The sequence below is a fragment of the Azonexus hydrophilus DSM 23864 genome, from assembly GCF_000429605.1.
GTDB lineage: Bacteria > Pseudomonadota > Gammaproteobacteria > Burkholderiales > Rhodocyclaceae > Azonexus > Azonexus hydrophilus.
In genome coordinates, this window is the sequence record NZ_KE386926.1 from 17,134 (window position 1) to 29,180 (window position 12,047).

General features: G+C 66.6%; 3 protein-coding genes. 1 reads left to right on the plus strand and 2 read right to left on the minus strand.

Features of this window, described 5'->3' with window-relative positions:
• Together G471_RS17990 and G471_RS0115195 are read right to left on the minus strand one after the other, a co-directional pair.
• On the minus strand, window positions 1-9,704 hold a 9,704-nt coding region (locus G471_RS17990), incomplete at its 3' end, for a hemagglutinin repeat-containing protein (protein ID WP_043421906.1).
• Between the two features lie 13 nt (window positions 9,705-9,717).
• Window positions 9,718-11,403, minus strand: a complete 1,686-nt coding sequence (locus G471_RS0115195) for a ShlB/FhaC/HecB family hemolysin secretion/activation protein (RefSeq protein ID WP_028996083.1) — start codon at window positions 11,401-11,403, stop codon at window positions 9,718-9,720.
• Between the two features lie 383 nt (window positions 11,404-11,786).
• Between G471_RS0115195 and G471_RS0115200 the strand changes: the two genes are divergently transcribed.
• On the plus strand, window positions 11,787-12,041 hold the full coding sequence (locus G471_RS0115200; RefSeq protein ID WP_028996084.1) for a DUF4212 domain-containing protein: 255 nt from the start codon (window positions 11,787-11,789) through the stop codon (window positions 12,039-12,041).
• Window positions 12,042-12,047: the final 6 nt, after the last annotated feature.

Here is a 12,047-nt window from a genome sequence, read left to right on the forward strand (position 1 = left end):
TCGATCGGTGGCGGCAACGGAATCTTCAGGTCGATCGGTGCGACATCGGCACCGCCCTTGCCGGCGTCCGAGCCCTTGCCGCCGTCGATCGGTGCCGGTTGCGGCAGCGGTGCCGGAGCCCCCTTGCCATCATCGGCGCCACCCTTGCCGGCGTCGGCCCCCTTGCCACCGTCGATTGGCGCCGGTTGCGGCAGCGGTGCCGGAGCCCCCTTGCCGTCGTCGGCGCCACCCTTGCCGGCGTCGGTCCCCTTGCCACCGTCGATTGGCGCTGGTTGCGGTAACGGTGCCGGAGCCCCCTTGGCGTCGTCGTCGCCCTTGGCGCCCGGCCCCTTGCCATCATCGGCCGGGGCCGGCGGGGCGGCCTTGCCGGCGTCGTCGCCCGCCGGCGGAGCCTTGTCGTCCTTGGGCGACGCCGATTTATCCTCCGGCGCGGCGCCCTTGCCCTGATCGCCGCTGTCGCCGGCAGCCGGACTATTCGGCTTGGTGGTCGTCTTGCTCAAGGTGACATCGGCCTGGATGCCGAGCGAGAGCGCCATCGACGAGTCCTTCTGAACGACATCGGTGACCTTGCCGGCGGCGGTGACCGACGTCGATGCACCGCCCACCGAGGCCCCCTCGTTGCGCAGATCCTTGCCGGCGCTGACCTGCGAACGTCCACCGCTGTTGATCGAAACTGCGTCGTAGCTGGTGCTGCGTTCGATATCCAGGTTGGCGGCACCGCTCAGGTTAGCCTTGCGCGTCGTGCTCGTTTCTGTGGCACCGCGCGAGGTCTCCTGGCTGACGCCGACACCGGCGCTGAGACCGAAGGCGGTCGAGCTGCTGGTGTTCTGCGCCGCCCGCAGCTGCATATTGCCGCCGGCGTTGAGCGTAGTATCGCCGGCGCTGGCGATCTTGGTCCCTTCGAGGTCCATGTCGCCGCCGCTGCGCAGCGCGGTGTCGCCGCCGCTGCGGATGTTCACGCCGCTCTTGGTCGAGTTGCTGCTGTCCGACTGGTTGTAGCCTGCGCTGACCTCGAGCATGCCGCCAGTCTGCGACTTGCCGCCGCTGCCGGCCTTGCCGCCGGTGCTCATGCCGATATTGACCGAGGCGTCGGCGCCGCGGCTGCTCGCCGTCGTCCGGTCTTCTGCCGCCAGCAGGTTGAGCTTGCCGCCGGCGTCGAGCGTCGTGCTGCCGGCTGACTCGATGCTGGTGCCCTTGAGCGTGGTGTCGCCGCTGGTCTTGATGCGGACGTTGCCGCCCGACTGGATCGAACCGCCGACTTCCTGGACGCGCGACTTGTCGGCCGTCGCGCCCGAGGCACTGACGCTGAGGCTGCCGCCGACGACGCTCTGGGCATTGACGTTGACGGTCAACACCGCGCCGGCATCGATTTTCTCGGAACGGCTGCTGGCCGTGTTCTGCGCCGCCTTGTAGTCGAGCGAAGCGGCCTGGATGGCGACGTCGCCGCCGGCCGCGATGCGCGTCCCCTCGAGTGTCGTCTTGCCCGACGACTCGCTGCTGAAGCCCTGGCCGACGCGGATCGTCGACGCGATCGCGGTCGAGGTGTCGGCGCTGGTCTTCTCGTACGACGAGCTGGCGCTGACGCGGCCGCCGACCGAGGCATCGTAGCCGGCCCCGGAAGTGACTCCGGCCTGCGCCGAGGCACCGGCGTACATGCCGACCTTGGCGGTGTTGTCGAGCTTGGTCGAGGATTCGTAGGTGGTATCGCGGGCCGCCAGCGATTCGATGGTGCCGGCGCGCTGGCTCATCGAACCGCCGACGTCGATCTGCGTGCCGACATCGCGGATGGTGCCGCCGCTGGCGTCGCGGGTGAGATCGCCGCCGGCCTTGATCGTCGACACCACGGCCGTCGTGCTGCCGCTGACCGACTTCTCGTCAACGTTGTTGACGCGGTAGCCCATGCTGATCTCGGCCGAGGCCCCGGCCTTGGCGTTCAACTGTGCCTCGGCATTGGCACCGGCGTTGGCGCCGGCGTAGAGACCGACCGAGGTGGTGTTCTTGCTGCTGCTCGTTTCCTTGCGGTCGTCGGTAGCCAGGAAGCGCATGTTCTCGGCCTTCAGCGCGACATCGCCGCCGGCGGCGATGTCCGAGCCCTTGACGGTGAGATCCTTGGCCGTCAGCGACAGGTCGCCGCCGGCGCTGATCCCGGACTTGTTGTTGCGCGTCTCGAGCGTGCTGGTCTTGCCGGTCTCGACCCTCAGCAGGTCAAGGGTGTTGTCGGAACCGGCACTCGCCGATGCCTTCGCCGACGGCAGCAGGGCTGCGCCCCCGGCCGCCGCCGAACCGCCGGCGCCGGCCTCGTTGTTGCTGCCGAGCATCAGGCCGACGCTGGTCCTGGTGGTCTCGGTGGTCTTCAGCGAGACATCCTCGGAAGTCCGCACATCGACGCTCGCCGCGCGCAGATCCATGTTGCCGCCGGCAGCCAGCTGGCTGCCTTCGAGCACGACCTTGTTCTTGGCATCGACGCTCATGTTGCCGCCGCTCTTGATGCCAGCGGCCTGGTTGCGGATCTCCAGGCTGGTTTCCTTGCTCTGCGTCGATTCGAGGAAGTTGACGCTGCTCTCGCTGCGGGCGCTGGCGCCAACGCCGGCACCGACGGCGATGCCGCCGACGCCAACGCTGCCGTTGACCGACGCCCCGGCGCCGGCGCTGTTGCTCGAGCTGGCCATCAGGCCGATCGAGGTCTTGTCGCTGGTCGTCACCGAGATGTCGACGTCGCGCCCGGCAAGCACCTCGACATCGCGCGCCTGGATCGTCGTGTTGCCGGCGGTGTCGATGCTCGACCCCTGGACCTTGACGGTGCCGTCGGCGCTCAGGCGGGTGTTGCCGCCGACCTTGATCGTCGACGCCACATTGCGCGCCGAGAGGCTGTCGGTCACCGTCTTTTCATTGGCCATCAGTTCGAGACCGCCGCTGCCTTCGGCCGAGGCCTGTGCGCTGGCGCCGACGTTGCCGCTCAGGCCGGCCTTGCCGGCCTCACCCTTGGCCACCGCCCCGGCCGAGGCATCGGCCGAGCCCTTGCCGTCGGTCACCCGGAGGAAGGTCGTGGTCGTCGTCTCGGTATGCGTCTCGACCTTGTCGAGCCCGGCCAGCACGTTGATGTTGCTCGCCTTGATGTCGGCATCGCCGCCAACCTCGAGGCTGGAGCCCTGCAGCGTGACGTCCTTGCCGGCCTTGATGCTGGCGTCGCCGCCCACCGCGAAGCTGCTGGCGACGTTCTTGCTGACCGTCTGCGTCTTGGTCGTCGAGGTTTCGCCCCAGAGCCCGCCACCGACGCCGAGACCGCTTTCCTTGCTGGTCTCGGTGGTCTTGGTGGTATCTGCCTTGCTGACGATGTTGACCGCGCCCGCTGCGTCGAGCGCCGCGTCGCCGCCGACCTTGACGTCGGTGGCGGCAAAGGTGATGTCCTTGCCCGACTTGGCGGCCAGGTTGCCGCCGACGGTCAGCCCGGACTTCAGCTGCTCGACGGTGGTCATCGTCGAACTCTTGCTGCTGCCACCGAGAGCACCTTCAGAACCCGACTTGCTCGAGGTCGTCGTAAGCTTCTCGAGGCTGTCGAAATTGACCCCGTCACCAGCATTCAGCGTCGCATTGCCGCCGGCATTGACCTGGGCGCCGATGACATCGATGCTGCGCTTGGCGTCGATGCTCAGATCGCCGGTCGAAATGATCTGGGCGGTACGGCCGATATCGGTGGTGTAGAACTCGTCGTTGCCCGACCCGCTGCTGTAGGTACGATTGACGACGCTGCCCTCGGTCGAGGTCAAGCTGACGTTGCCGCCCTTGATCGTGCCCGAGAGATTGGTGATGTCCTGCTTGGCGACGACGGTCAGCGTCTTGGTGCCGGCGACGGTGCCGCCGACGTTGTCGAAGCGGTCGACGTTGATGTTCACGTCGGCACCGGCGATCACCGAGCCCGTTTCGATGCTGGCGCGGGTCTCGGCCGAGAGGTAGACGACCGGGACCAATACGCGCTGCCCGGACACTTCCTGCTCGACCATCCACACGACATCGCTCTTCAGCGCGGCCACCTGCGCTGCGCTGGGCGCCTTGCCCCATTCCAGGCCAAGCTGCTTGGCTTCCTTGGCAGCATTGTCCATCAGGTACTGCATCTGGCTGCTCTCGCTGGAGAAGCCGGCGAGCATCGCCCGGCCGACCTGGGCGACCAGCTCCTGGCGGATCAGATAAGCCTCGTAGGCACCGTCGCCGAGGCGCTTGATCAGGGTGTCCGGATCGTAGCCGAGCTGCTTGGCGAGCAGGTCGGAACCGGCGAAGTTGCCGGCCGACAGGTAGCGAGGATTGCTCTCGACCAAGTAGCGCGCATTCGGCGCGGTGGCGATGACGAAATAGCCGTTCGGGCTGCTCGGCAGGTTGATCGTGATACCGCCGAAGCTGACCGGCCCTTGCGGCGTCGCCGGGGTCGACGGCGCAACCACGGCGCCGGTGCGGGAATCGATCTTGCCGCTGCTGGTATAGGTGGCGGTCTGTCCGCCGCCCGCGTCTTCGCCGCCGTCGTAGCTGCGACCGGCATCGACCCCGATGTCGCTTGTTCCCTTCGTGGACGTGCCAGTCGGCGCCGTCGCCGACTTGGCGCCGCTGACCGGCGTTGCTGTCGAACCAGTGACATTCAGTCCGGCGCCGTCGATCTGCAGCGAATTGCTGGCAAACACTCCGGCACCGATGCTGTCGATTTGCTGCGTGTTGGGGATCACGACAGAGCCATGGTGCGAATCGGTTTTCTTGACGATCGCGATATCCGTCTTCAGACCGTACCAGGAAATGTAGTCGGAATAGTTATCAACGTAATTGATACGTTGCAGCGCCATCTCGTTGAGATGGAAGTGTCCACCGGAAGCGCTGCCGATCACCACATCCTTGCCCGAAATGACGCCGCCGGTGTTGTAGGCATTGCTGTAGCCAGTCAGCTTGACGGTGCCAGCACCGACGATCTGCGGCTTGAAGGTTGGCTTGCCGCCGGCGTAGTACTGGTCGCGGTGCCACTCATCCTTGTAGTAAGCCCAGAATTCGCTCTCGACTGCATCTGCCTTGTAGTACTGGCTGAGATAGGTTGTCGTCTTGGCGCTGTCAGCGCCCCAGACCCGGTCATCGCCACCATCGATCTCGTTGTAGATCGTCCCGGCCTGCAGCGTGATGCTGCCCAGGCTGCTGATCGTGCTGTTGTTGACGATTTCGTAGCCGATCAGCTTGACCGCCTCGTCGGCGTCGATGGTGCCGACGGCGCTGCTGCGCGTACCGACGTTGGTCAGCGTGTTCGACGCCGTCACCGAAGCCGTCTTGCCGCTCCAGATGGCGCCGCGGTTGGTCACATCGCCGCCGCGCGACTTGACGACCAGATCCTTCTGCGCAGCGAAGGCGCCGCTCTGGTTGTTGTCGAGCTTGCCGTCGGTGGCAAAGGTCAGATAACCGGCCGAATAGACCAGGCCGTTGTTGGCAAAATCGTTGACCAACTGGATATCGGCCCAGCCGCTACCGCCGGTGACGGCGAGGATCTGGCTGTTGGCGCCGGCCAGCGTCAGCGTGTTGGCGTAAACCTGCATGTTGCGCGTCGACGACAGGCGGGCGCCGTCGGCCAGCGCCAACGTACCAATGGCGAAATCGACGGTGTCACCGAGGACCAGGCCACCGTTGGCGATATCGAGAACGACACCGCGACCGCCCTCGACGGCGTCGATGTCGAGCACGCCGCCGGCCTGGAGGGTGCCGCTGCCGCCGACATCGATGCGGCCGCCGGCCGATGTGCTGCGCAGCGTCATCGCGCCGCCGCTGAGCAGCGTCTTGGTGTTGTCGATCACCTCGCTGTAATTGACCGTCAGGCTGCCGTAGGACTGCAGCGTGCCGTCGTTGTCGAGCCGGCGGACGTTGATGCTACCGCCGCCGGTCGCCTCGTCGGCCAGCGTCAGCGTGGCGTCGGCGGCGTTTTCCAGCATATCGAAGCTGAGCGTGCTGTCGGCCGCCGCACCGCCCTGGATGGTGCCCTTGTTGACCAGGCGATTGCCGCTGAGGACCAGGCGTTCGGCCTGGATCGCTGCGCCGCTGGCGTTATCGATGTCGAGGTTGTCGCCGGAGATCGACAGGGTGCCGCCGGCAGCCAGCGATTTGCTGTTGTTCAGTGCGCCGGCGACCAGCGTCAGGTCGTTTGCCCCCAGCAGCTTGCCGGCGTTGTTCAGGGTGTTGCCGACGTCCAGCTGGTCTTCCTTGTCGGCGACGCTGAGGGTCGACAGCAGCCAGGTACCAGAATTGCTCAAGCTGGCGACCTTGACGACGCTGCCGCTCCGCGCCTGGATCCAGGCCTTATCCGGCTGCTGGGCATCGCTGCTGTTGTTCTCGGCGCTGCTGGCGAGCAGCTTGAAACTGCCGTCGCTGATCAGCGTGCCACTGTTGACGAAGGCGGCGCTGTCGTCGCTGGCGGCGTCGGCAATGTCCACCGCGGTCTTGCCGTAGATCGTGCCGCTGTTGCTGGTGCCGGCGGCGCGAATGGTCAGTGCGTCTTTTTCGGCGCTCAGCGTGCCGGCGTTGGCGAGTCCGGCGCTCGCCGTCAGGGCGACGCTGCCGCCCTTGATCGTCGCCCCGCCCTGGTTATCGACACGGGCTGCCGTCAGTGCCAGCGCGCCGCCCTGGAGCACGCCACCGGCGGTATTCGTGAAATTGCCGCTGTTCAGGTCGAAGGCACCGGTGGCAAGCAGCTTGCCGGCGTTGTCCACGCTTGCCGCAGCGAGAACCAGATCGCGCCGGGACTGCAGCAGGCCGCTGTTGGTGAGCGCATTGGCCACCGTCACCCGGTCGCTGCCGACGTTGACGGTCGACAGCAGCCAGCTGCCGAAATTGCTCAGGCTGGCGACCGAGACGGTGCTGCCGGCGGCGGCCTGCATCCAGCCGCCGCTCTTGTTCTCGGCGCTGCTGGCGAACAGCGCCAGCGTCCCGTCGCTGATCAGCGTGCCGCGGTTGACGAAGGCGGCGCTGCCGTTGCCGGCGGCGTCAGCGATATCGACCGCAGTTTTGCCGTAGACCGTTCCGCTGTTGCTGGTGCTGGCGGCGCGGATGGTCAGCGCACCGTTCTCGGCGCTCAAGGTACCAGCGTTGTCGAGCCCGGCGCTTGCGCTCAGGGCGACGCTGTCGCCCTTGATCGTCGCCCCGCCCTGGTTGTCGACACGGGCCGTAGTCAGCGCCAGGGCGCCGCCCTGGAGGACGCCGCCCGCGGTATTCGTGAAATTGCCGGTGCCCAGGTCGAAAGCCCCGGCGGCGAGCAGCTTGCCAGCGTTGTCGGTGCTGTCGGCGCTCACCTCGAGCGCGCGCCCCGACTGCAGCAGGCCGCGGTTGATAAGGGCGTCAGCCACCGTCACCCGATCGCTGCCGACGTTGACGGTCGACAGCAGCCAGCTGCCAAAATTGCTCAGGCTGGCGACCGAGACGGTGCTGCCGGTCGCGGCCTGAATCCAGGCGTTGTCGGCTTGCAGAGGATCGGCGCTCTGGTTCTCGGCGCTACTGGCGAGCAGGGCCAGCGTCCCGTCGCTGATCAGCGTGCCGCGGTTGACGAAGGCGGCGCTGCCGTTGCCGGCGCGGTCGGCGATATCGACCGCGGTTTTGCCATAGACCGTGCCACTGTTGGTGGTGCCGGCGGCACGGATGGTCAGTGCGCCGTTCCCGGCGCTCAAGGTGCCGGCGTTGTCGAGCCCGGCACTCGCGCTCAGGGCGACGCTGTCGCCCTTGAGCGTGGCGCCGGCCTGGTTGTCGACGCGGGCCGCCGTCAGCGCCAGGGCGCCGCCCTGGAGCACGCCGCCCGCGGTATTCGTGAAATTGCCGCTGTTCAGGTCGAACGCACCGGTGGCGAGCAGCTTGCCGGCGTTGTCGGTGCTGCCGGCGCTCAACTCGAGAGCGCGCCCCGACTGCAGCAGGCCGCTGTTGGCGAGGGCATTGGCCACCGTTACCCGGTCGCTGCCGACGTTGACGGTCGACAGCAGCCAGCTGCCAAAATTGCTCAGGCTGGCGACCGAGACGGTGCTGCCGTCGCGGGCCTGGATCCAGCCGGCGGCGGCGTTGCCGGCGCTGCTGGCAAGCAGGTTGAGGCTGCCGTCGCTGAGCAGCCGGCCGCTGTTGGTGAAGGTGGCGCTGCCGTTGCCGGCGGCGTCGGCGATGTCGATCGCGGTTTTGCCGTAGATCGTGCCGCTGTTGCTGGTCCCGCCGGCGCGGATCGTCAGCACGCCGGCGTCGGCGCTGAGCGTGCCGGCGTTGGCGAGGCCACCGGCGCTCAGGTCGAGGTCGCCGCCAACGCTCTGGACGGTGCCCGCCAGACTCAGCGCGCCGCCGCTGGCCAGCGTCAGGTCGCTGCCGGCGCGCAGCGTTGCCGCGCCGAGATCGGTGCCGCCGTCGCTGCGCAGCTGCAGCGGTCCGCCGGCGTAGAGCAGCGTGCCGGCGCCGCCGAGCGCGGTCGTGCCGAAAGCCGCCGACCAGCCCTGGCCACTGCCCCAGGCGGTGCCGTCGATTGCCGCCCGGCCGCCGACCGTCAGCGCCAGGCTGTCGCCAGCGTAGCGCCGGTTGTCGTCGGCACCGCCAGCGCCCTGCGCGGCGTCGTCGAGCTGCGCCGCCTGCAGCGTCAGATCGTCGCCGGCGACCAGCACGCCGCCGCGCAGCACGATGCCGCCGGCCGCCGTCAGGTCGAGGTCGCGGCGTGCCGCCAGGCCGCCGCCGGTCAAACGGATCGCATCCGCCGCCTGGTCGCCGCTGCGCAGGCTCAGGTCGGTCTGGGCCGAGAGCTTGCCGGCGATCTCGATGCGCCCTTCGGCGCTGAGCGTGAACTCGCCGGCGGTCGCCGCCATCTCGCCGAGCATGCGCACACCGACGCCGCCTTCGGTGGCGACGATGCGGATGCGGTCGGCGTACATGCCGCCGAGCAGCGAGCTATCGAGGGCGTAGCTGACGCTGCCGATGCCGGCCAGCGGTGCGGTCGCGGCGCGGCTGGCGTAGCTCCAGCGATGGGCGCCGAGGCTGACGCCGAGGTCGGCGGCGTTGACCTTGCCGTCCACGCGCACGGCCCGGGCGACCAGGTCGAGAATCTGCTGGGCGCTGGCGTTGAGGCCGTCGCCGGCGATCGCGATATCGCCCTGGCGCACCTCGAAACCGCCAAGCGAGCCGTCGTTGTTGAGGAAAGGCGCGCCAGTGGTCAGCGTGACCCGGTCGCTATTGATGAAGCCGCAGCCCTGGCAGGTGATCCCGTAGGGATTGGCGACGACGACGTCGGCCTTGCCGCCGAGCACCTCGGTGAAGCCGTTGAGCTCCGAGCGGCGATTGCTGACGACTTCGTTGAGGATCACCGTGGCCTGGCGCGTCAGGTTGGTGTTGGTCATCACCTGGCCGGCCAGCTGCGAGGTCACCGACAGCTGCGTCGCCTGGGCATTATTGAGGACGAGCCCCTTGGGATCGACGTTGTACTGGGTGAACTTGTTGTGCGACAGGCCGGCCGCATTGCTGTCGGCGATATTGACGACGGTCGCGCCGTTCGGCGCGACATAGGTGGTGGTCGCCCCCCCGGCCGATACCGCCGACGGGGTCTGCGCCGACAGAAGTGCCGGCGCGAGCAGCACGAGCGCCGCCGCCGACTTGCTTTTGCCGTGGCTCCTGGCGCATTCAGCGACGGCCACCCAGACACCGCGGCTGGCATTCCAAACGATTCGATAAATACGGTTCATGATCGATCAATCCTCAAAATGCATAAGAGACACGGAACCAGGTTTGCGGCGCTTCCCTCGTCCAGGTAGCCGGCACGTCGACTGGGCGGCTGTTGTACAGCTCCAAGGCGGCGCCGCGCCATTGCGCAGCGAGTCCGACGGTGGCACCAGCCAGTTGCCCGCTGGCAGTGCCGCTGGCGATGCCACGGACGCTACCGGTGTCATAGGCGGCATACAGCCGGCCGCGCCAGCTCTCGCCGGCGAAAGATGTCTGCCACGGCCAGGCCAGTTCGTTGCGCCAGTAGTAGCCACGGTCGCCGGCGATGCTGTTGCGCATGAAGCCGCGGACGCTGCCGATGCCGCCGATCTGAATCTGCTGCGAGCCGTAGAGCGGACGTTGCGCATACTGGTAGCTGAGCTGGCTCGACCAGTTCAGGGCAAAATCACCCAGGGCCAGCGGCCGACTGAAACCGAGATCAAGGTTGAGCTTCTTGAACTGGGCGCGCGGCGCATCGTGGTTGATGTCGCTGGGGTCCTCGAGCGCACCAAAGGCCTTCAGCCCCTGGGCATAGACCAGTTGGGCATTGATCACACCGCCACCAGCAAGCAGGAAGCCGCTGGTGCCCAGTTCGGCGATCGCCAGCTTGCGGCTGTTCACTTCGAGTAGCTGCTGCATCATGTAGTTGCGTGCGTCCTGCACCGAAACCCGGCCGAATACCGTTAACTTCGACGCTTGGTCGCGATAGGCCAACCGATCCACAGTCAATGTCTGAGTACGGGTTTCGCCATTAGTGTGCATCCTGGTCCCAGAGGCCAGTTGCAGCACGTTGACATAGGTTGAGCGGCTGACATTGAAACCAAACGACCAGTTACCGACCGGCAACCAGAAATCGAAGGCGTCGCTACCCGACTTGTGCTCGTCGTCGCCCGGATGCGAGCGACGGCTGGTGAACATCCAGCGTTCATTGAGCGCCAGCGGCGAATCAATCGTCGCGGTCAGTGCGTAAGCGCGCCTGCCGGTCGATTCGGCGCCCATATTGTCGTAGCTCATGTACAGGTGTGCGGGCAGCGTGCGCCGGTTGCGGACGACGACAATGCTTTGCCCCGACTTGCTGCCGGGACGCACCTCCATCGTTGCCTGGTTGGCAGCCAGACGGTTGATCTGATCGATACCCTGCTCGAGGTCGCGCAGGTTGAGCCGGTCGCCGGGCGCTCCGGGAAAGACACCGGGAACGAAGATTTTCTGCGCGCCCTCACCCTCGAGCTGATAGCCCTCGATGACGCCCTCGACGATGACGATGCTTAGGCGACCGCTACCCAGATCCTGGGCAGGCAGGTAGGCGCGCGTGGTGATGTAGCCCTGCTCGATGTAATCAGCGGTAATTCCGGCCAGGATCTGCTCGATCTCGGCGACGCCGAGGCAACGCCCGACGAAGCGCGCCGACAGGTCGAGCACGGTACGCTGGCGCAGGCGCTCGCCGCCGTCGATGACCAGTTCGTCGATCTGCCGGCAGGCACCGCCTGGACTGACGGCAGGCTGCGGCGCCTGGCGCAGATCGGCACCGCCAACCGCCGGCACCGCCTTGCGCGCCCGCTCGATTTCTTCCTGCAGGCGCTCCTGTAGTTGGCGCTGGACGAAATCGGCCTGGCGGCCGGCAGCATTGATGTCAGCCGGCGTCTGCGCGTGCGCGGCCAGCACCGGCAAGGCAAGGAGCCACAAGGCCCGCCTGCAAACAAGCCGCCCCAAATCGACAAACCAAACATTCTCTGACACTTTGACATCCCCTCGAAGCTCATCCTGTGTGCAACACGAATGATCGTTGGGGAACTATGACAAGCGAGCGTGAAGCCTCCGTTAACTGGTATGAATGTGGCCAAAAGCACCCACAAGATTCACTTGGTTCTCATAGCCAGAAGCCGTTCGCCGCCACCGATAAAGGGAGCCTGAGACTCCCTTATTTCATGTCCGAAATATTTCATGCAACGAATTACGCTTTATCAAACGCCTGTCAGCAAACTGTAAGCTTGCCCACCCAAACTGCGGACCGTGGCGGTGCTGTGAAAGCGCAGCCCGTCCCTTTAAATTTTCTGGAGGAGATAACAATGGACGATCAAGGCAAGGCCTACTGGTCAGCCACGCTCGGTCTGCTGGGTAAGATCCTGGCGATCTGGTTCGTGTGCTCGTTCGGTGCCGGCATCCTATTTGCGCCCGCACTCAACGGCATTTCACTCGGGGGTTACCCGCTGGGCTTCTGGTTTGCTCACCAGGGCTCTATCTACATCTTCATTGCCTTGATTTTCTATTACGCCAAGGCAATGGGCGACCTCGACCGCAAGTTCGACGTGCACGAAGAATAAGGAGCC

Bases quoted from the DNA above. Each gene is read 5' to 3' on its own strand.
- G471_RS0115200 (WP_028996084.1), top strand. From the start codon at position 11,787: ATGGACGATCAAGGCAAGGCCTACTGGTCAGCCACGCTCGGTCTGCTG.